We start from the raw sequence: 22,113 nt of genomic DNA on the forward strand, positions 1-22,113 counted from the left end.
ACCAAGTTGGAACAACTGCGTTTAATCGATTTGTTAAAAATGCACATGAGGAGACATGATGATTACTGCCATACCTATGAAAGACCAACATATTGCCAACCACTTTAGCCGTGCCGATGAGATGCTATTCATTGATGAGCAAGGCCAAGTAAAAGGGCGCTTTGCAAACCCAGCATTAACAGAAGGATGTGAAGGTAAACAACAATTGGTCAGTATGATACTGGCAAATGGAGCGGATCGCGTCATCGTACGCAACATTGGCCAACAGCTTTTATCTAAGTTATTAAGCCAACAGTTGAGTGTATTTCACGCAAAAAATGGTCGCACAGCAATAGAGTATTTTGCTAGTGGTCATTTAGCGGACTGTGAGCCATTTACCGAGGCAAGTCAGGGGCGACCATCAATCAATAATATTGCTAAGAAAGCCAATGGTGGTTGCTGTAACCATGAACATGATCATCAACACGCTCATGGTGAAGAAGACTGTCATAACCAATCTGACTCGGGGGTACATAAACGTTGCTGCGAGTCTAAATCTGAATTGGCGAATGAAACAGCTACAATGAAACGTTGCTGTAATAAAAAACATCCACTAATTGCTCATTAATGATCACTAGGCATGTTTTGTCACAGCGTTGTGGTGGCTAGCTAAGCTTTAAACCATAGCGTTGTAATTTTCGATATAAGGTACGCACACTGATATTAAGCGTGAGCGCTAGTTCGGCTGGCGATCCTGCATATTGCTCACATACCTGCGAAAGGTACGCACATTCCATGTCATCTAACGTCATCAGTTCGGTGTTAAGTTTTACAGCAATTTTTTCATCCGTAGATGTGCGACTAAGTTGAACGCTTTCAGGCAAATCACTGCTGTGTATAACATCCTCATTGGCGATAAGTGCCGATTGCTCAATAATATTTTTCAATTCGCGAATATTTCCCGGAAATGCATAACGACTCAAAAGAGTTAATGCATTGCTCGAAAACTTTTTATGTTTGTAATCAGAATATTTAATAAAGTGATTCACCAGCGTTGGAATGTCATCATAGCGCTCACGTAACGAGGGTAAGTAAATCGGAAATCCTGCAATGCGGTAATACAGGTCGCGCCTAAATTCACCTTTTTCAACTAAATCGAGTAAATTCTTATGGCTGGCACTGACTAGCCTAAAGTCAGAACGTTTCTGTTTTAATCCGCCGACGGCACGATAACACTGGGTTTCAAGTAACCTGAGTAACTTCACTTGCATGTTCATCGGTACATCGCCAATTTCATCAAAAAACACCGTTCCACCGTGCGCTATTTCAATCAAGCCTTTTTTACTGCTTGTCGCCCCTGTAAATGCACCTTTTTCATAACCGAACAGCTCACTTTCGAACAGGTTTTCACTCAGCCCAGTACATTCAATCACCACAAATGGTTTATCATTTCGGTTGCTGGCCTGATGTACCGCTTTAGCGACTAATTCTTTACCTGAACCAGTTTCACCTTGTAACAGTACCGCTATATTGGATTGAGATGCTCGATTAATCCTGTTGAGCATCAGCTTAAATGGCGCTGACTGACCGACCATAGTGCCTTTTTTTGATTCCGTCGATGCGTAATCTATAGCATCTAAAATCTCTAGGAACCCCAATACCATGCCACTGTTATCTTTTATGGGTTTCATTAAAATGTCGCAGTAAGACTTACCTTGCACCGTGCTGTGAATATGCACTGCACTGGCAGCTCGGTTAGTACTCTGGCATTGTAATAACGGGCATTCCTCACCGTGTTTATCGCAAGATTGGTCACTGTGATGAGATATTTGATGGCATTTACTTTGGCCTAAAATGACGTCGGCATCATAGGTTTCTCTATAGGCTTGGTTAACCGCATGGATCACATAATCGGGAGTAATAAAAATCGCCGGTTTATCAATGGCGTTTATCATAGATTGTACAACGGTGGTGTTGTTCATTGGTTACTCTCGCTTGCAATTTATATTAATCGGCCAACCTTTATAATGACATTAATAGCACGATAAATGTCATTACGGTGTCATATTTGTCACTCATTTGTCACTCATTTGTCACTCAACAACCTAGCATGGGTATCCTGTTAATTTCAATATTGTTTAAGCTAATGATTTTGAGCGATTAAACCTTACTAGCGTGATATGGCACAAGCTTTGTATTGATTGTGTTATAGCGCTTACGACCGAACGATGCACTGGCAGTAGTGAACCCATGTACGAAAATTATGCCCTGAAGTTAATGGGAATTGCCCGACTTGAAGACGAGGATGACAAATAATGAAATTAACATCAAAGCACAAAAAAACGGTTTTAAATGCACGTAACATCAGTGCGTTATTAGTGATTGCTGGCATGAGCAGCCTTTGCCATGCTGAATCACTCACGCAACAGCAGGTGCTTGAGCAACAGGCTAATCAACGTATTGCCGAATTTAGCCAAGCGTTAAAAGGTCAGTTACAGGCCGCAATTAAACAAGGTGGCTTAATCAATGCGGTGTCGGTGTGTAAATCGGTTGCACCAGCCATTGCCGCTGAAAACTCGAAAGAGGGCTGGACACTGACTCGAACAAGTTTGCGTGTGCGTAATTCAGACAATACGCCAGATGAATGGGAGTTATCGCAATTACAGCAATTTGAGCTGGTGAATGCCTCCGGACAACAACCTGCAGATAAGCCAATCGTGGCGAGTGAGTTTATCGTCAATGATGGCAACACTCAGTTTCGTTATATGAAGGCCATACCAGCGCAACAATTATGTTTAGGTTGCCATGGAAGTAATATTGAACCGCAAGTGAGTGCATTGCTTAGCAAAACCTATCCAGATGATAAAGCGGTTAACTTTGCCCTTGGTGATATTCGTGGCGCATTTTCACTGAAAAAAGATATCGAAACACCTGCATCATCGGTTACCGCTAAGCCATAGCCGAAAATGAACACTAGCAGACCACCGCGTGAATAGGGCTTTATCATTAAGCCTTATTCTTCGGAGCTTAAATCAAATAATGCTTATTAATTCGCTGTTTGTTGCGACTTAATCCGCAGTTTACATTGATGGTTTAATTTAACATCATGCTGTAGTGATTAACCCTCCTCAGTCATTGACTCAATGATGTTGATAATATTACCAATATTAATCTGAGGCTTTATCTGACAAATACCTGTGTATTGTGTTGGGAGTTAATGTGTCATGAGTAGAATCCGTATCGATCCTTTTTATCATCAAGCTAGCCATACGATTACGTACGTGGTGACAGATATTGCTACCCGTCAATGTGCGATTATTGATCCTGTTTTAGATTTTGACATGGCGTCTGGCACCATAAGCACGAGTTTTGCTGATAGCATCATTGAGCATATCGATGAACATGGATTTGAAGTTGAATGGATTTTAGAAACCCATGCCCACAGCGACCATATTTCTGCGGCCTGTTATATCAAGAAAAAACGCGGAGGGATGACCGGAATTGGCGAGCACATCACCAAAGTTCAACATACCTTTAAGCGATTACTGAATCTTGATGATAGTTTTAAATGTAATGGCGAGCAATTTGAACAATTATTTGTGGATGAAGAACTCATTAAACTGGGGCATTTAGATATTCACATTATGCATACACCGGGTCATACACCAATCTGCGTGAGTTATCTTATTGAAGATGCTGTGTTTGTAGGCGACACTTTGTCTACGCCGGAGTTAGGCACCGTTAATGCTGATTTCCCTAATAGCAGCGCAATAACCTTGTACCATTCAATTCAACGAATATTGGCATTACCAAATTGCACTAGGGTGTTTGTTGGCCATGATCCACATGCACAAAAACGTGCAGATAATGGGTTAGAAACATCGGTGATTGCGCAAAAACGCTATAACAGTGTGGTAGGGGGGAAAGTCACTCTAGCAGAGTTTATTAAACGGCATCAACAACGCCATATTGGCTCTGAGATACAACAACTATTATTAGCCGCAATTCAAATTAATATTCGTGCGGGTAATATGCCAATAGCTGAAGGTAGGGATAACTACTATCTTAAAATCCCGCTTAACCAACTCTAAAAGTGAATACACAATCAGCCATTAGCACTGTTAGCAATTAGCACCGTTAACAATTAATACCGTTAGCCATTAACCGCAGCCATCAGTAAATAATAAGCCATGAGCCACATAACGCTGACTCATGTTAAGTTAATTTATTTCTTATGAGGCACCAATGGAAAGCCATCTTGTTGCCATTGCATCATGCCACCGGCGACAGACATAGGTTTGCTAAAGCCCATATCCTGTAATGATGCAGCAGCCAGTGCAGAACGGCCACCGGTTCGACAAATAAGGTATATGTCTTTATCAGCTAATTCATTTAATGCCAATACCCACTCACAGTGATGACTGACTAAAGGATGTTCGTGTATTTTCATCTCTAATACGCCACGAGGAAAATTCACTGCGCCTTCTATATGGCCCGTCGTAAACTCATCATGCTCACGAACATCGATAATGATCACATCAGGGTTAAGCATTGCCGTCAGCAATTCTTGGGTACTCACTTCAATAATGTGGGTTTTAATCTCACTTATGTATTCCTGGGCAGTTTTCATGTGTACCTCGTGATGTCAAATAATGGATTTAGTTACAATGAATAGCGCCATTAGCACTAAAAAAACGGCAAATATTTTTTGTAAAACCGCTTTGGGTAAATATTGGTTTATCCATTGGCCGGCAATACTGCCGACAAGTCCGCCAGCAATCATGATGGCAATAATCGACCAATCGAACTCAAACCCTTTACTTGAAAGTAATGAGTAATATTTAGCAAAACCGACCAGTGAGTTCATTGAAATAATCAGTAAGCTGGTACCAATCGCCAGCGACATTTCAATGCCGCCAAGTAACACCAGTGCAGGCACAATTAAAAAACCACCACCTACACCCACAAAACCGGTGACAACACCAACCGCTAATCCTTGCGACAAGATTTTAGCAATATTCAGTTTGCCAGCTTGGTAGCGGCTAGATTGATTTCGCCACATCATCACCGCGCCAATGAGCATCAAAATGACAAACACAGTGAGTTGTATGTCGCTACTAAAAAAGCTGCTTAACCATGCGCCTAAATAGGTGCCTGCCATGCCCGGTAAACCAAACAAAAGCACATGAGGCCAAGAGACCTTTTTATGCTTAATAAAGCCCATACTGCTGATTAAACTGATGGCACCCACAATGCACAATGACGAAGCGATAGCTAATTGGGGTTGCATTCCAATAAGGTAAAGCAACACCGGAACAGTAAGAATGGAGCCACCAGACCCTAATACACTCAGCACTAAACCAATTAATAATGCGCCAATGATTGCTTGTATCATCATGATTACTCTTAAACTTAAAGCAGGTTAATCGGGATTTTTAAATACACAGTGCCGTTGTCTTCAGGTGCAGGCATTTGCCCCGCGCGAATATTGATTTGAATCGCGGGCAATATCAGCCTGGGCATGGGCAATGTGGCGTCTCGTTGTTGACGAAGCGTCACAAAAGCAGATTTGGTCATTGTGTCATTCACATGGATATTGTGCTGTTTCTGTTGGATGACTTGAGTTTTAAATTGATGTCCGCGCCCTTCAGTAGGGTAGTCATGACACACATAGAGATCAGTGCTTTCTGGTAGGGTAAATAATGTTTGAATTGAATCGTACAAAGTATTGGCATCCCCGCCAGGGAAATCGCATCTGGCGGTACCCACGTCGGGCATAAAAATGGTGTCTCCAACAAAGGCGGCCTGCTCATTAATAATATAAGCAAGATCAGCCGGAGTGTGACCCGGTGTGTGCATAACACGAATGGTCATATTACCGACTTGTAACAGCTCATTATGTTTAAATAGATGGTCAAATTGGCTGCCGTTAGGCAAGAAGCTAGCGTCTAGGTTAAAAACTTTTTTAAAGGTCTGTTGTACTTTGGTGATGTGCTCGCCAATACCAATTTGGCCACCAATTTTGTCACGTAAATAACTGGCTGCAGATAAATGATCGGCATGAGCATGGGTTTCAAGTATCCATTTTACGGTTAACTCTTGACGTTCAATCCAATGTAAAACCCGATTAGCATTTCGTGTGTCTGTTCGACCTGATTTATAATCAAAATCTAAAACAGGGTCAATAATGACAGCAAACGATGTTGTATTATCAGCAACGACATAAGTGAACGTTTCACTGTCTTCATCTAAAAATTCATGGACACTAAATGTTGAAATCATCACAAGCTCCTGTTAAATAGTGCACAGGGACTAAGCGTCCCTGAGCTTGCCACGTGTTAAAGAGACTTCTTACTGAAATACCAATCTACGTAATCGTAGCCTTGGGATAATCGTACTTTAGCGTCAGCAGTAGTTGCTGGCGGTGGCACTATAACGTCATCGCCAGGTTGCCAGTTTTCTGGAGTCGCAATGCCATTTGCATCACTGGTTTGCAGCGCTTTTACTAATCGAACAAATTCATCTATAGAACGACCATTACTCATTGGGTAATACACCATGGCACGTAACACACCTTCGGGATCGATAATAAAGGTTGCGCGAACGGCAGATGTGTCGCTCGCACCAGGTTGGATCATGCCGTAAGCTTTAGCCACTTCCATTGATAAGTCGGAAATAATCGGGAAGGTAATGTCAACGCCAAAGTTTTCTTCAATGTTACGTACCCAAGCGATGTGAGAATGAACACTGTCGATGGATAAACCTAATAATTCTGTGTTGATGTGAGCAAATTCTTCAGCTCGTTTAGCAAACCCAATAAACTCAGTAGTACAAACAGGGGTAAAATCTGCAGGATGAGAGAACAACACTAGCCACTTGCCTTTATAATCTGTAAGTGAACGCATGCCATGTGTTGTTTTTGCATTAAACGCAGGGGCTGGGCGGTTTAATTGCGGGAAAGAAACAATAGAGTCAGTCATGTTATTACTCCAATAATGATTAAGTTAAGTTAGCGTTAATCTGTAAAATAGATTGCAAGCATACTTAGTAATAGCAATAGCTAGGCCAATATCGGTTAGATGATAGCAAACAACATAAGTAATCATAAGTGTTTGATTTTATGTGTAAAAGTTTAAGGCGTGATTAGTTGCTAGATGATTATTTACATTAGCCACACTATAAGTCATGTTTTAACCGTGTCATAAATGGCGCAAAAGACAAAAATGACCACGTTAACTGTCACAATCACTAAACCGACTAAGCAATATTGGTGTTACTAGTAAGGTTTTTGAGCGTGTAATCAACAAGTCTGTGCATAAAGCCACATTATATGGATTAAAAAATAGAGCTGATTTCGGAAGAAATTATATTTAACCGTTAGCAATGTGAAGCGGGTCTTGATTATGCTTGTGAAGCGTATACCGCAAAGTGATTTAGGTTTATATTTTCGTAAACAAATACATGACTTATAAAGAGTAAATCGCAATGGAATTGGCCAAGCTTTCACGTATCAGTATGAAACACTTGATCACTTTGCATGTGATGCTTGAAACCCTCAGTGTCACAGCCTGTGCTGAACGGTTATGTCTAAGCCCATCGTCGGTGAGTAAAACCTTAAGTCAGCTAAGAGAAAGTTTGCATGATGAATTATTCTATCGTCATGGCAATTCACTCATCGCCACTGCATTAGCACGACGACTAGGCCCAAGTGTTAAGCAGATGATTAATGATATGAATCAGATCATGAACCAGGATGTGTTCAAGCCACAACATTATCAAGGTAGCTTTTCGCTGGCGATGCGCGAAAGTACATTTGAGTTGTTAGCCGCCACATTAACGGCACATATTCTCAACTTAGCGCCCAATATCCATATCGATATTTACAATAAAGACAACATCGGCTTTGACGGCTTAGTAAAGGGCTCGTTGGATTTTATTCTTTTGCCACATGACTTAAGCCAACCAACCAATATCGATGAAGACTTAGTCTGGGAAACCTTAATCAACGATGAAATGGTCTGCCTAATGAGTGCTAGCCATCCACTGGCGTTACAGCAGACTATTAGCCTTGATGACTACTTAAATTTCAGCCATATCGGCATAACTGATACTGATTTGAGCACACCGTTTTTTGATATTTTACTAGCACAGCAATCAAAGAAACGGGCGATACCGATTTCGGTACCTGACTTTGGCAGCGCAGCGTTAATGTGCCATCACAGTGAACTGCTATTTACCTGTTCGCGCCACTGGGCCTCAATAGCCAAGCAAGCCAAAGGATTACTGATCAAACCGTTACCGATCGATTATGGCAAAGTTGCTTATAGCCTTGTGTGGCATCGGCAAAGTATGAACGATCCTGCTCATCGTTGGCTGTATGAACAAATATTGCTTTGCAGTCGTTAACCGCACCAATACGATTTTATGTAGTGATTTTATGTATTGATTAAATGGTACTTTATCATTGGATTGATTCGGCATTAAATCCAAGAAAACCCTTCTTAGTCATTTATTCAACCTCAGTTACATATAGACGTTACTTATAGACGCTAAATATAGGTGCTAAATACAGAGATTAGATGTACAGCGACGGTAAGACGATATTGGTTACTCCTCGCTGAGTAAGTTGATTTGCTAAACGCGCTATATCCGCTTGAGTACATTGTGGCCATGTAGAGCCTATGCCTTTAACACCATGATGATGAAACGCATTTAACTTCACCCGAGTCTCTGTGGGGAGGTTGGATAAATACCCGACCAGGGCGTCAACATCATGCTCATAATCCGTGATGCCGGGAATGTGTAACAGTCTTACTTCATACAATTTATTGTGCTGAGTCAGTAACTCGATTGACGTAAATACCGGCTGGTTATCACGCCCTGTGATGTAATGATGGGTATCTTGTTGCCATGCTTTTAAATCAACCATTGCGCCATCTAAAAATGGCAGTAGCTTATGCCAACCTGTTGAGCTCAAGCTGCCATTGGTGTCGAGCATACAACTTAGATGCGATAAATGTTCTGAGGACTTTATCGCACTAAAAAGCTCAATAATAAAAGGCAATTGTAAGCTCGCTTCGCCGCCACTGAGTGTAATGCCATTGATAAAATGACGTTGTCCGTAGATAACCTCTAGCATTTGCTCAACGGTGTAATGAGACGTTTTAGGCGTCGATTGTCTAGGGCATACCGCAAGGCAAGTATCGCATTGGCTGCATTTGGTGCTGTCCCAGACAATATGGGGCTTACTTGGAGAACTACATGGCGAACTACATGGTGAATGATTAACTGGTATTGGATCTCCATGTAACGACATTTCTTGTGACCGCATTTGGGGTAACGGCAAAGCTTGTGAATGAATAAGACTCAACGCCTGTTCAGGGCAGCTATCAATGCAGTCACCACAAGCATCACACAAACTGATCGTGTGAGGATTATGACAATTTTTGCATTGATAGTTGCAGCCTTGCAAAAATATCACCAAACGACTGCCAGGCCCGTCGACACAGGAAAATGGCAGTATTTGACTGACAACGGCATGTTTACTCATGAATAAAAGGAGCTTGTTCGTGAGCAATTACCCGAGCTTGACGTTGAAATATCCCCGTATTGATTGCGGCTTCAGCAGCTAGTCCTGTGGTGTTGGTGCGTGAACCGCATTGCTTAAAAGTTTCAATGTCCGAGCGTTTAACCATATAACCAGTAACACGGACTAAATCGTTATTAGCAACATTGGCACTAAACTCTCTAAAACCTGAACTAAGAGCGCCTTTACAGAGTTGGAACATCGCTTGAGGATTAGCTTTAACGGTTTCATCTATGGTTAAAATATCGCTTATTCCGGCAGTATAATATTGATGATGTTTAGCTAGTGCTTGAATATGACTAATAGGGTCTGGTTCTGAGCCATAGGGAATACGCACGCCAGGGGTGACATTTTTATCCAAACTAATGCCACTTTGAGAATGCAATAAGGCGCGACCGTTATAACCATAAGTGACCAGTGTCGACTTTACTATGTTGTCTAAAGCTGCAGATACTCTGAGTCCAAGTTCATTTGCATCTGGGTTATGGCCGTAGCCTGTATTGGGTTTGCTTGCGACATTGGTAGTTGTAATCTCAGCAGCATTAGGTAGTAAGGCTTGTAAAATATTGACCGCTTCAGCCATACCATAAATACCGAACATAGGTGCAAAGCGAGATTCATCGATCAACTGTTCCTTAACTAAAAAACTGTCAAAGAAATGAGATTGTTGGTGTAAAAATGCCGAACGAGCTTCAATAAGCTCAAATGCGAGTTGGCTGTAATATGGCAGCGTTTGGGCAAAAAAATCATCAATACTGTTAGCGTTTAGAGCGACTTCTTTGAGGTTAACGCGCACCAAGGTATTGGCTCCGCCAGCTAACGGTAATGCGTTATAACAACTTACAATCCCAAAACCACGAGCATCGAAGGCGTCGGCATGTAGCGGATAGTTGGCAATATGAGGTTTACCGCATTGACAAATATTGCTGGTGGCCTGAAATAATAAATCATCTGGCGTTACGGCAGGGTCATACATGAAGGTTAGATTGGGGGCAATTTGTTGTAATTCTGCATCTATACGCAAAATGGTTCGGCAAATAATGTTATCAGTTGGGCCAATATTCACATGCATAAACGCATCGGGTAACGTGCGGTCGAGTAATATCCAAAACCGCTTGAGCTTACGATAGATGGCTTCAGCATCAAGCCCCTGTGTAAAAGGCATTAATAACGTATCTAATTGGCCTAAGTAAACTGGGATATTCGTCACCGATGGCACATGAAAATAAAGAATGGTTAATGCATTTAAGGCGTCATCAAAGTCTTCGGCGGGCGACAGCTCCAAATACTCAGATCCTTGCTGCAGGTATTTGGCATAATCTGGCAACACATAACGCGGTTTAAATGGCGCATGACCTTCAAACATATCGCAGATAATACCTTGTTTCATGGCATTATTTAACCGTTCAGACACCGCCACATAAGGCAGACTGTTTTCAGCTTCTAATGCTAAATAATTCGATTTTTGCTTTGGAGAAAGGTGAGGGTGGGTGACAATTTTCTCAATGTTATCTTGTAATGTCATGATGAAACTCACTTTTTATAGATGAATGCTTGATAACAACTAATCTACTGAAAGGTAGGAGGTTTAAACAGTGAAAATAGTCAACGTTGGCATTGATAAAATCGAAATCCGATGATGAAGATCACATCCCAAATGACAGAACATGTGGACTAGTGAGTAATGAACCCAATAAACAATGAGAGGCAGAAAAATCGCAATCGATAAAGAGCAACGTTATTAGATTATTACATTACTTCGTTATTACGTTGCTGTGCGCTGAGCGGGCAAACTTGAAATTGTTGGGATAGTGTGACGAACGCTTTTTAAGTAGGGTGTTACTGGTTTTGTAGCAAAACTAACAGGCTTAATCCAAACAATAAATTTCAGTTCTATTTCTTCCAAGTGCTTTTGCTTTATACATAGCTTTATCCGCTTGAGTAAATAAATCTGTAAATTGTCTTTTATCATCACAAATGCTGACCCCAATACTGACAGTTAGTGCGTCGTCACCCACTTTAATTTGCGAGATGCTGTCTTGGAGTCTGTTACAAAATAATAAAGTATCACTTTTGTTCGTATCGGGTAGCAATATCAAAAATTCTTCGCCGCCAAAGCGAGAGACAAGATCGGTTTGTCTACAAAAATTCTTCAAAATATGCCCGAGCTCTTTCAGTACTCGATCGCCTTCTAAATGACCAAAGCTGTCATTAATAATTTTAAAATGATCGATATCTAACAGTAATAAACCAACAGATTGTTCCGATCGAGTCGCTTGTTCAAGTGCTAACGTACTACGATATTTCATTTCTCTTCTATTTAATAACTGTGTTAACTCGTCAGTTGAAGCAAGCAATTTTAATTTTTCAGCTTGCTCCTCAAGTTTTTCTCTTGTTTTTATTAACTCATCATAAAGTTGGTCTCTTTTGGAGGCATTGAAAAAACTCCAATAAATACAGCCGTCATCGCTTAAACGAGCATTTACCGTTATCGGAATTCGTAAGCCTTCAGCATTAAAAATAATCAGCTGCATTTCTTCACAAATTTGTTCGTGTAAAAGTGTTGGAATTAAATAACTTTGAAAAAATATTCTGGAAGATTGGGTGAAAATGATATCAGCATTTTTGCCAATAAGTTGCCCCGGCTTCCACAATAGTTCGTCGGTAAAGTATGTGTTTACATAAATAATAATGTTTGATGCATTGGTGACTAAAGCACCGCACTGAAAATTATCCGGAGAGTAATCGAATGCTGTATGACTGTTGAGTTTACTCTTTAGCGTGGTGATCATTTAGCGAATTTCATTATCGATTTTAAGATTGCTTCAGGGTGAGTCATATGCAGACAATGGCCATGGGCAGCGATAATGTTAAGTTCACTATGGGCTATTTCGCTAGCAATAAACTCACCAACAGATGTTGCTGCCAGGGCATCATTTTCACTTTGTAAAATTAAACACGGTTGTGTAATCTCTTTTAGCAGGTAACGGTAATCAGATAAAAAAGTCGCTTCAGCAAAGCTCTTCGCTATAACAGGGTCGGTAGAACAAAAGCTGCCTGATAACTCACCAATAAGTTCATCCGAATTGGTTGTTCCCATTACTAACGGGGCTAAATAATTTGCCCAGCCAATATAATTTTTGTCCATTAGATTTAACAATTCGAGTAAGTCTTCCTTATCAAATCCGCCAAAGTAATCAGGAGGGAAGTTTAAAAAACAGGGTGAAGGACACACCATTACCAACTTAGAAAATAATTTAGGTTTTTGAATTGCAGCAATCGCACCAATGATACTACTAACGGAATGTCCTATAAAAATGGCGTCAGATAAATGTAAAGCATCACATATTTCGATGATGTCTTCTGCATATCCTTCAAGTTGACCATAACGTTTTTTACTATATTGAGAGATATCGGAAGCACCTGAACCAACATAATCAAATAGAACAATAGTAAAGTGCTTCATCAGTTCTGGGGTTAAAAAACGCCACATATTTTGATCGCAACCAAACCCATGTGCGAGAACTAAGGTTTTGCTACCATTACCGATTAATTTAACATTATTTTTAACAAGAACAGCATTTGAATGAGACATAATTTTTCCATTTTTATCAGGTGACCAATAATGACTACCTGCTGGATTTATTGGCTAAACAGTAGATGTTTAACGGATAAAAGTAAAATACCGACACTCTGAAAATCAGAATAAACTTTTTAATAGCCTGAGCACAATTTGTTAAGGTAAAAGCAAATTGTTAACCTGCTCGTTATGAGTCACAACAAAAGAGCATAATCTCTTATGTGGGTAAACCTGATTGGATCCCAATAGTTACAACAATGTTAACACCACGGTTGAAGTATACACAATGAACACTGCTATACCTATATATCCCTAAAAGGGCGTGAAGTAGGCTAGCGTTGTCTAATAACGGCTTAATAAAAGAAGTTAGCACCATGAGTTGATCAAACAGACGCTTTAAAACAGATGGATAGAAAAATAAAACTAAATTACAATGTACAACTTTTTCTGAAATAACTCGCGCTATAACACTAACAAAGCAGCGTAATCACTGAGGAACACCTTTAATTGAGAGCATCAATCTTCCTTATTGCGACAGGTTTTATCCTGTTGAGTGGTTGCCAAACTGTTGCTGTAGAAGACGCCGAAGCAGAAAAAAGTCTTAATGGTGTGAATAAACTAACATCATTGAAAGTTCCCAAATTGTTAGCTCGGCGCAATTATCAAGACAGCGGTGATGTGTGGGAACGCATTCGTTATTCAATGGACATGCCCATTCCAGACCAACAATTAGTTAACCAATACCGTGATTGGTATATTAATAACCCACAGCATCTTGAGCAGATATCTCAGCGCGCCAAGCCGTTTTTATATTTAATCGTCCAAGAGTTTGAACATCGAGATTTACCCATCGAACTCGCCTTACTCCCTATGGTAGAAAGTTCATTTAATCCTTTCGCTTATTCCAGTGCCGACGCATCAGGCCTGTGGCAATTTACCTCCCCAATGGCCAGCCATTTTGGCCTAGAGATGAATTGGTGGTATGACGGCAGAAGGGATGTGCCTGCTGCAACTACCGCTGCATTAGATATGCTCGAATACCTGTATAAAAAAACTGACAACTGGTTATATGCATTAGCTGCATACAACGCCGGTGAAGGGCGCTTGCGTGAGGCGATTAGATATAATGAAGCCAGAGGGCTAAGCACCGACTTTTGGTCTTTACCCTTACCTAAAGAAACTCGGCAATATGTACCACAATTGCTGGCAATAGCAGACGTGATTAAACATTCTGAAAGCTACGGCATCAGTCTTAAATCCATTCCTAATAAACCACTAGTTGAAGTAATTGATGTCGGTAGCCAAATTGACATCGCAGTTGCTGCCGATCTAGCCAATATATCCATTGCTCGGTTACAAAAATTGAATCCAGGGTTTAATCGCTGGGCAACATCACCCGATGGACCGCATCAATTGATAGTACCAGTGAGTAAAGTCAGTGAGTTTAAACAAGCTCTTGCGGATACTGATATTAGCGCTAGAGTGAAATGGTTTAAATATCAGATTAGATCTGGCGATAATATTAGTGTCATTGCAAAACATCACCTTACAACGGTGTCTGAAATAAAAGCGATGAATGACATTAATGGCGATAAGATCGTTGCGGGTCAATTTTTGTATATGCCACAAGGCGTATCGGGCATGACACCAGAGGTCGAACTCGCTTCAACAAACACAGCTCAAGTATCAAGCAAAAAGCAAGCTGCACCAAACAAACAACCAAGGACCATCACCACATCTAATCAGCCAGCAGTTCGGAGCGATCACACGGTAAAATATGGCGATACTCTTTGGAGTATTGCCAAAGTGTATAAGGTCAGTGTTGAACAAATTATCGCTTGGAACAAAATGACGGACAAAGACAAGTTGACGGTAGGCAAAACCCTGCAGTTTTATCAACAGCCCTTCCAGCAACAGCAGACTCAATTGTAACCCTGTTGTTTAAAAACTGATAAGCACAATAGCTCAAATGTTGTAAAAGTTGAGCGTTACATAAATGTGAGTATTTATCGATTTAACCTTGTGAAGCACATCGAAATCCAGCTTTGCCATCTGGACACTTTTGATTATACAGATCGTTTAATAGAGTTACCCACAAGGCTTGAGTGATGTTAAATCTTAGTGTTCATATTTTTTCATATTTGTTTCCCATCAGTTCATAACCCACTCAACAGCCATTCATAAGTTTTGAATATAGTCACCCTATCAACAAGAACATATATTTTAGGGTAATGAATATGAACATTAGAAAAACTCAACTAGCTCAGTCAATTTTGTTAGGCAGTCTAATCTTATCGGCTACCTCTTTTGCCAATGCTGCAGATGATAATGTCTTCGATGGAGCCATAACTGGTAAATTAACCTTTGCTTCAGATTATGTTTTCCGCGGCGAATCAGAAACGATGGATGCAGAAGTACCAGTGGTACAAGGTACTCTAGGGTGGAGTAATGATCTGGGCTGGTATGCCGGTGTATTTGCTTCCAATATCAAATTTGCAGACCCAAATTTAGAAATTGTTACTGCACCTTATATAGGTAAAGCAGGTGAGTTTGGCGATAGTGGTATCAGTTACGACGTTATGGTTTTTTCTTACCTGTATCCAGGTGCCTCATATTCAAATTATACCGAACTGTGGATAAAAGTCGGTAAACAATTTGGTCATGCAAATGTGCAATTAGAAGTGACTCCAACAATCGACGATTGGTTTGGCGTAGAGGGCTGGCAAGGTGTTAACTATGCCGTTCATCCGAGCTATCAGTTTGACAATGGTTTACATGTTTCAGCAAGTATCGGCTACCAAGATTTAGATGGTAATGGAGCAGAAGGTTGGGGACACTGGAATTTGGGAGTGAGTAAAGCCTATGCCGGCCTCAATTTTGATGTTCGTTATCATGGAAGTACCATGGATAGCGATCATAAGGTCTATGGCACTCAAACAAAAATCTTTGATGACCGAGTGGTTGTCGGCATCAGCAAAAGTTTCTAATATAAAAACATAACGTCTTTTATTGCTAAACGACAAATATAATTGGATCTTGTTTTACATATCCCCATTATGTGATCTAGGTCCTTTTTTATAAACCAATTTTGCTAGCTGCCACTCATTCCTTGTATATCTTTATAGGAAAATATGAAAAGTTATGAATAATAACGACCATTATTAGCAACACTATCTGGATTGGACGATGGCACATCCTGGTTTAACAAATACAGTACTCGTCGTTGACGATGAAGCAGTGATCCGAGCTCGATTAAAAGGTTATTTTGAGCGTGAAGGTTATCGGGTGCTTGAAGCTGGAGACGGCGAACAGATGTGGCAACAGTTTACAAATCAACATATCGATTTGGTGATGTTAGATATTAACTTACCCGGTACCGATGGTTTGAGCTTGGCACGTGAACTGAGAAGTCGTTCGGACGTTGGCATTATTTTAGTCACAGGTCGTGATGAAACCATTGATAAAATCGTTGGTCTTGAAATGGGCGCTGATGATTATGTGACTAAGCCATTTGAATTAAGAGAACTATTAGTAAGAGTTAAAAATTTGTTGTGGCGAATTTCATTAGTTAAAAAAGCACAGCAAGACGTTGTAGAACAATTTGAACAGTGTGACGATATCATTGCGTTCGATAAATATATTCTTGAGTTAAACAGCCGAAAACTGAGTCGTGGTGACGAGGTGATAAAGCTGACTAAAGCAGAGTTCGAATTACTTACCGCCTTTGCATTGCATCCGCAGCAAGTACTATCTCGTGAGCGACTAATGCAGCAAACAAGCCACCGTAATGAAGATGTAAATGATAGAACCATTGATGTCATTATTCGTCGATTACGAAACAAGCTACAGGCTGACCTGTTTGTAACGGTTCATGGCGAAGGCTATTTGTTTGCGACAAAGATTAAAGATTAGTTTTTGGCGTCACGCGGTAAATAGGGTAAAAACTTGCAGGGGCTAAGCTGTTATTAAACATATCGAGTTGCACCTTTCCTTGTTCTAACGCCTGTATTTGTGGGCCAATATCACCAAATGATTGTGCTCCCTCAAGTAGTTTTACCATGATGTCTATTGCCAACTTACCTTGTAACACCACTTGATCATCACTGCTGAAAGCGACTTTATTACGATGCAGTCCTCGCAATGTCGCTGGCGATAGATAACTGCTCACAAGCTTTACTTGGCCAGTTAATTGTTTATGTTGCAATGTTCCAATTGCTGCTTCGATAGCAACAGCACTGCCTATAATATAGCTAGGAATATGATCATTAAGCAGATTATGAAGTTGGTCACGATAAAGGTCACGATTATTATCGGTATGGCGAATTGATGTAATCTCAATATGACTATTGGCAATAGCATCTTGAATACCGAGCTCAACCCAATCGCTGCCACCAACACTTTCTGGACCAGTTAGTAGTGCGAGTGTTACTGGAGATGATGGCGGTATTTTTTTAACAGCTTTAGCAATAAAGTGGCCAGCTTCCCAGCCCATTTGATACCAATTAACGCCTACACGAGTCGTTATCATGGGGTTATCGAGTCTATTCACTAACGCTATGATGGGTTTATTAATCTGTCCCGGATAGTTATCAAGTAAATTAGGGGCCACGGCACCGAGTAAGATGGCATCGAACGGCTGATTAAGGCAGTATTCAAGTTGTTTTAGTTGTTGCTCTTTTCTGTAATAACTGCCGGCTTCAAATAATTCTAAATTAATGCCTAATTGGCTGGCTTTTGACACCAAACCGTAATCAATGCCGATCCAATAAGCATCTTTGAGGTGAGGTACTAAGGCACAGATCTGCCAAGGCTTTTTGGCCGAAGTCAGTTGATTATATTGTATCGCTTTTACTGTTTGAATTTTGGCATTAAATGGCGTCCGCTGTTGTAATGTCCAGCTAGAATCTAATGTAGCCTCAGCAAGTAATGGTATTGTCCCTAAGCAAGCTATGAGCAAATAAATAAGTCGGCGCATTATATTGTCTCGATTAAGGTTTCTAAACAGAACACTAAGATTTTTTGTAATTATAACATTTTAAGGAATGACTGTGAGCACTTTATCACTATCAGGCAAGAGCTTAGTGGGTCGCCTTATGTTGGCATTTTGTCTGCTCGGATTGTTATTGTTAATGTTAGTTAGCCTTGGCAGCATTTCGCTTTATTGGGTAAAGCTTGCTGACCAATATTTATATGAAGAGGCGTTACCCGCATCTGAGGCTGCAAGGCAATTGATGCAGTCTTCTAATGGCTTGCTCGACAATGCCCAAGCGCTGGAACGAGTGGAACAAGAGGCACAACGCGTTTTCCTTGGGCGTAAGTTGTCACTCGAAAGCACTAATTTACTTTCCGCTATTGAACGACTCAATTCGTTAAATCTACAAAATCATGGTGTCGATAAAGATAAGCAATTAGCGCTATTAGCTGGTGAAATTATCCATGACTTATCGGTATTCGGCCGCCAAGTGGGTAAACGTTTAGTGTTGGCGGCTCAATTGAATAATAAAGGAAGCGCACTCGCGGAAGCAGCCAGTAAGAGTAGTGTTTTACTTGAAGCAGAACAAGCTGTGGTCGATTCAACCATTCTGGCCAAGTTGAGTTTAGCTTACCCTCAAGTGGTTGGTGCTGAACAAAGTGCCCAACTTTTGGACTCCATCATAGAACAAGACTTGGATGTCCGTGAACGTTTAAATCGAGCTTTGGGATTGATCCATCACATTGAGTTAGTAGGGCAGTTATTACAGTCTCCAGAACAACAACTTGGATTAAATAACGTACTCGACAATATGGCTCGAGTACTGTCTCCAACGACTTATACCATTAATTCTACTCGCGATAACTCCCAAAACGGTAATGAAATACCGAGCCCTTATACTGCTTCAGGCACGAGTGGGCAAATTGATTTAATGCCTCTAGAATTACTTAAAGGCTTAATTCGAGATCCGGTTAGAGCGACAGAGCTTGAGCACCAATTGATAATGTTAAGGGAGGTGAATGTTGGCTTAAGTTTGCAGCAGCAATATGCTCAATTGCTAACGAAACAAAATGCGCAGCTGTTAACGCTGACGGATAAATTAGGCCAACTGAATAAGTCAGTCGATAGCGCAATGAAAGCACAACAGCTACAGGCAGAACATGCCCGAAGTAATTTTTTACAGCAATTACTGTGGGCTAAATCAGGACTGTGGGCGACAGGTATTTTGATGTTAATCATTATGCTGTTGGTGGTTTATCGAGTTATTTATAAAGGTATCGCTTTACGCCTAAGTGAAGCAACTGCAGCATTATCTCAATTAAGTCAGGGCAATACCGAAGTAGTACTTGATCCTCACGGAGACGATGAACTCACCGCGATGGCTTCTGCCATTGAAGCTTTTAAACAAAAAACCGCGCACAATCAAGCACTGCAATCTGAATTACAACAAACGGCATCAGAATTATTTGCCCATAAAGCCTCACTTGAAAGTACCGTGCAGGCACGTACACTCGAACTGGCTGAAACCAACCGTCAACTAGACGCTGAAGCAAAAGGGCATTCGACGGCTAGAGTGATGGCAGAACAAGCTAACAAGGCAAAATCGCTATTTTTAGCGACCATGAGCCATGAAATCCGTACTCCGCTAAATGGTCTTTTAGGCACCCTGACTTTACTGAGTCACTCGCCATTACCTCCAGCACAAAAACAAATGTTGGCATTATCGCAATACAGCGGCACCTTACTGCAAAATGTACTTAATGATATTTTGGACTTTTCCCGTTTGGAGCAAGGTAAATTAACTAACGAACCACGGGCTGTTGCGCTTAATGAGCTGCTCGATGAAGTGATGGCAATCATGTTAGCTGGTGCGGGATTGTCAGGTATCTCGTTATATTTAGTTCGCGGTAATTTACCTAAATGGATAACGGTAGATGGCCCCAAATTGCGCCAAGTGTTGTTTAATTTGCTCGGCAATGCCATTAAATTCACTCCAGCAGGAGAGGTTACATTACGGGTAAATGTGGTCGAAAAACAATTAACCTTTGAAGTGGCAGATACTGGCGTTGGCATAAGTAAAAAGGCCATGGATCAATTGTTTATCGCCTATGGTGCACAGCCTAATCAAGGCAGAACCAGAGGCACAGGACTCGGGCTCGCAATTTGTAAAGAATTAGTCTCGTTAATGAATGAGGTTAATACTGCCAATGATTCTATTTGGGTCAATAGTAAAGTGGGTGAGGGTTCCACCTTTGGTTTTAGTTTGCCATTGCACATCTGTGAGCAAGAACATGAGGTTATCTGTGCAACATTACCTAAAGTTGATCCTAAATGTGTACTCGTTATCGAAGACAACAAAGTCAATTCCATGGTGGCCCAAGGGTTTTTAGCACATCTTGGACATCATTCCGTACTGGCTGCTAGTTGTACTCAAGCAAGAGCGTTGTTTAACGTCGATAGTGCGTTGCAGTTTGACGGCATTATGCTTGATATTCAATTAGGTGATGGCTCAGGAATTGAGTTATTGGTAGAGTTGAAGAATATTGCTAATGCAGCCCAAAAAAACATCAGCATAGCCGCTTTTACGGCACAAATTCAACATGATGACATAAACGAGTATCGAGCAGCGGGCTTTGACGACGTATTAGCCAAACCGCTTAATATGAAGTTTTTAGCCAATTGGATTGGTGATGCAAGTGACAAGTCAGCAATCAACAGCGACAACACGAATAAGTTAACTAAGATGGATAAACACAAAGGCTTTACACAAACGACCATAGATCAAAAATTTTCAGTTTGTAATGAAGACAATCAGCCTTTACTCGATGAAAAGCAAATTAATGAAGACTTACAATATCTTGGTACAGAAGCTGTTAAAGAGATGTTGGCGCTATTTAAAGTCAGTAGTACACAACATATCAATGCACTGGCAGCTTTACCTGCTGATAGGGCAAAAGCGTTACACGCTCTTAAAGGCAGTAGTGCCAGTATTGGCTTTATTCAGTTGAGTCAGTTGTGCAAACAATTAGAAAAAGATGGCATTAGTGATGGTTCATATCAGCTGCTTAAACAAATGTGTCAAGCATCTATTAACGCACTTGAGTTAAAACTAGTCAGCTAAGTTGTTATAAATCATGGTCCTGGAATGTAGTTCAGTGTGGATAACAGTCACTCTATTTATCCTAAGTTCAAACATTACTTGTGAACTAATCCGCGACTTTCGCTATGCTCGGATCACGGGGTTTTCTCGACGGATTAGATAAAAACACCGAGCTTGCTCGGTGTTTTTATATGGATGAATTATCGCTTAGTCAGATAGATATCCTGTTACTGAGCACCTTTTAGTCCTTCACAATCGCTTTCAACCCAAGCCAGAGTGAGGTGAGCAATGGCTGAATAAAACTGACCAGTATCCACAGAGGTAAGCCTATCTACAAAACGGGGTAACCAAGCGTGGAGATATTGCCTAATAAAGCTGAGCTGAGCGCTATCGTCACAAGCACAAGCTTGGTGAGCGACATAAGCCAAAATAACGGCAATATGGTCAGACGGTTCAGGAAATTCACTTTGAACCGTTAATTGGTTTTGTTTTAGATATGTTTGCATTTGCTGATGCTGTTCACCAAATAAGAGTACATCGTCCTTGGCAACTGCATTATCGTTAAGATAGAAACTGGCATAAGGGCTGGCGCTATGCTTTGTACCTACTAAAAATAGGCCACAATAATCGGCAGCAAGCTCTAATAAAGCATGATCAGTATTGACGCTGGTAAGGGTTGAATTAAGCTCTGAGTTTATGGTTTCAATGTCTTGACTCAATAACGGGTCACTGGCCAGTTGAGCAAAGAATGCCTGAGCCTGACTTGCCGTTAGCTCTTGTAATAGCTGTTGGTCTAGCTCTTTTGCAAACAGTGATGAGAGCAGCTTATACACCATCGAACGACCCTGGTTCATTGGCGTGTTATACAATATCTTGTCATTCATCTATGTTATCTC

General features: G+C 40.9%; 19 protein-coding genes. 8 read left to right on the forward strand and 11 right to left on the reverse strand.

What is annotated here, in order from left to right; genetic code table 11:
- Positions 1 to 58: 58 nt before the first annotated feature.
- Entirely contained in the window at positions 59 to 607 is a 549-nt protein-coding gene (locus tag EGC86_RS09920) for a NifB/NifX family molybdenum-iron cluster-binding protein (protein ID WP_165872399.1), read from the forward strand.
- A gap of 37 nt (positions 608 to 644) precedes the next feature.
- Here EGC86_RS09920 and EGC86_RS09925 read toward each other — a convergent pair whose 3' ends face one another.
- Positions 645 to 1,961: a sigma-54 interaction domain-containing protein gene (locus EGC86_RS09925; RefSeq protein ID WP_123777422.1), complete on the reverse strand. Its 1,317-nt coding sequence runs from the start codon at positions 1,959 to 1,961 to the stop codon at positions 645 to 647.
- 333 nt (positions 1,962 to 2,294) lie between these two features.
- On the opposite strand from EGC86_RS09925, the gene EGC86_RS09930 reads away from it, so the two are divergent.
- Positions 2,295 to 2,939 (forward strand): Tll0287-like domain-containing protein, encoded by a 645-nt coding sequence (locus EGC86_RS09930; protein ID WP_245423135.1) that lies wholly within the window; start codon positions 2,295 to 2,297, stop codon positions 2,937 to 2,939.
- 264 nt (positions 2,940 to 3,203) lie between these two features.
- On the forward strand, positions 3,204 to 4,070 hold the full coding sequence (locus EGC86_RS09935; RefSeq protein WP_123777423.1) for an MBL fold metallo-hydrolase: 867 nt from the start codon (positions 3,204 to 3,206) through the stop codon (positions 4,068 to 4,070).
- A gap of 134 nt (positions 4,071 to 4,204) precedes the next feature.
- Here the strand turns inward: EGC86_RS09935 and EGC86_RS09940 are convergent, their stop codons facing one another.
- The 4 genes from EGC86_RS09940 to EGC86_RS09955 are packed head-to-tail and all read right to left on the reverse strand — an operon-like array spanning position 4,205 to position 6,959.
- The gene (locus tag EGC86_RS09940) at positions 4,205 to 4,609 is read right to left on the reverse strand and encodes a rhodanese-like domain-containing protein (protein ID WP_011637440.1); all 405 of its coding nucleotides are present in this window, start codon (positions 4,607 to 4,609) and stop codon (positions 4,205 to 4,207) included.
- Between the two features lie 15 nt (positions 4,610 to 4,624).
- Positions 4,625 to 5,377, reverse strand: coding sequence for a sulfite exporter TauE/SafE family protein (locus tag EGC86_RS09945; protein WP_011637441.1), 753 nt, complete (start codon positions 5,375 to 5,377; stop codon positions 4,625 to 4,627).
- A gap of 14 nt (positions 5,378 to 5,391) precedes the next feature.
- Positions 5,392 to 6,261 (reverse strand): MBL fold metallo-hydrolase, encoded by an 870-nt coding sequence (locus EGC86_RS09950; protein WP_123777424.1) that lies wholly within the window; start codon positions 6,259 to 6,261, stop codon positions 5,392 to 5,394.
- Between the two features lie 56 nt (positions 6,262 to 6,317).
- Positions 6,318 to 6,959 (reverse strand): peroxiredoxin, encoded by a 642-nt coding sequence (locus EGC86_RS09955; protein ID WP_123777425.1) that lies wholly within the window; start codon positions 6,957 to 6,959, stop codon positions 6,318 to 6,320.
- 505 nt (positions 6,960 to 7,464) lie between these two features.
- Between EGC86_RS09955 and EGC86_RS09960 the strand changes: the two genes are divergently transcribed.
- A complete protein-coding gene (locus EGC86_RS09960; RefSeq protein WP_123777426.1) occupies positions 7,465 to 8,385 on the forward strand; it encodes a LysR family transcriptional regulator in 921 nt (306 codons plus the stop codon).
- Between the two features lie 169 nt (positions 8,386 to 8,554).
- Here the strand turns inward: EGC86_RS09960 and EGC86_RS09965 are convergent, their stop codons facing one another.
- From EGC86_RS09965 to EGC86_RS09980, 4 genes are all read right to left on the reverse strand, one after another.
- Positions 8,555 to 9,529 (reverse strand): YjjW family glycine radical enzyme activase, encoded by a 975-nt coding sequence (locus tag EGC86_RS09965; RefSeq protein ID WP_123777427.1) that lies wholly within the window; start codon positions 9,527 to 9,529, stop codon positions 8,555 to 8,557.
- Positions 9,522 to 11,090 (reverse strand): YjjI family glycine radical enzyme, encoded by a 1,569-nt coding sequence (locus tag EGC86_RS09970; RefSeq protein WP_123777428.1) that lies wholly within the window; start codon positions 11,088 to 11,090, stop codon positions 9,522 to 9,524. The genes EGC86_RS09965 and EGC86_RS09970 overlap by 8 nt, the downstream gene beginning before the upstream one ends.
- 343 nt (positions 11,091 to 11,433) lie before the next feature.
- Entirely contained in the window at positions 11,434 to 12,357 is a 924-nt protein-coding gene (locus EGC86_RS09975; RefSeq protein WP_123777429.1) for a GGDEF domain-containing protein, read from the reverse strand.
- The gene (locus EGC86_RS09980; protein WP_123777430.1) at positions 12,354 to 13,160 is read right to left on the reverse strand and encodes an alpha/beta fold hydrolase; all 807 of its coding nucleotides are present in this window, start codon (positions 13,158 to 13,160) and stop codon (positions 12,354 to 12,356) included. The genes EGC86_RS09975 and EGC86_RS09980 overlap by 4 nt, the downstream gene beginning before the upstream one ends.
- A gap of 492 nt (positions 13,161 to 13,652) precedes the next feature.
- Between EGC86_RS09980 and EGC86_RS09985 the strand changes: the two genes are divergently transcribed.
- The 3 genes from EGC86_RS09985 to torR all read left to right on the forward strand — a co-directional run bounded on the left by EGC86_RS09985 (position 13,653) and on the right by torR (position 17,057).
- Entirely contained in the window at positions 13,653 to 15,077 is a 1,425-nt protein-coding gene (locus tag EGC86_RS09985) for a LysM peptidoglycan-binding domain-containing protein (RefSeq protein ID WP_123777431.1), read from the forward strand.
- Positions 15,078 to 15,382: 305 nt separating this feature from the next.
- The gene (locus EGC86_RS09990; RefSeq protein ID WP_123777432.1) at positions 15,383 to 16,132 is read left to right on the forward strand and encodes a TorF family putative porin; all 750 of its coding nucleotides are present in this window, start codon (positions 15,383 to 15,385) and stop codon (positions 16,130 to 16,132) included.
- Between the two features lie 199 nt (positions 16,133 to 16,331).
- Entirely contained in the window at positions 16,332 to 17,057 is a 726-nt protein-coding gene (gene torR, locus EGC86_RS09995) for a two-component system response regulator TorR (RefSeq protein WP_011637451.1), read from the forward strand.
- Here torR and torT read toward each other — a convergent pair.
- Positions 17,047 to 18,120 (reverse strand): TMAO reductase system periplasmic protein TorT, encoded by a 1,074-nt coding sequence (gene torT, locus EGC86_RS10000; RefSeq protein ID WP_123777433.1) that lies wholly within the window; start codon positions 18,118 to 18,120, stop codon positions 17,047 to 17,049. The genes torR and torT overlap by 11 nt on opposite strands.
- Before the next feature lie 67 nt (positions 18,121 to 18,187).
- Here torT and torS point away from each other — a divergent pair, with 67 nt between their 5' ends.
- A complete protein-coding gene (gene torS / locus EGC86_RS10005) occupies positions 18,188 to 21,238 on the forward strand; it encodes a TMAO reductase system sensor histidine kinase/response regulator TorS (RefSeq protein ID WP_123777434.1) in 3,051 nt (1,016 codons plus the stop codon).
- A gap of 206 nt (positions 21,239 to 21,444) precedes the next feature.
- On the opposite strand, the gene torD is transcribed toward torS, so the two are convergent.
- Positions 21,445 to 22,086: a molecular chaperone TorD gene (torD, locus tag EGC86_RS10010; protein ID WP_425376037.1), complete on the reverse strand. Its 642-nt coding sequence runs from the start codon at positions 22,084 to 22,086 to the stop codon at positions 21,445 to 21,447.
- Positions 22,087 to 22,113: the final 27 nt, after the last annotated feature.

It is taken from the genome of Shewanella frigidimarina (assembly GCF_003797125.1).
In the GTDB taxonomy this organism is placed as follows: Bacteria; Pseudomonadota; Gammaproteobacteria; order Enterobacterales; family Shewanellaceae; genus Shewanella; species Shewanella frigidimarina.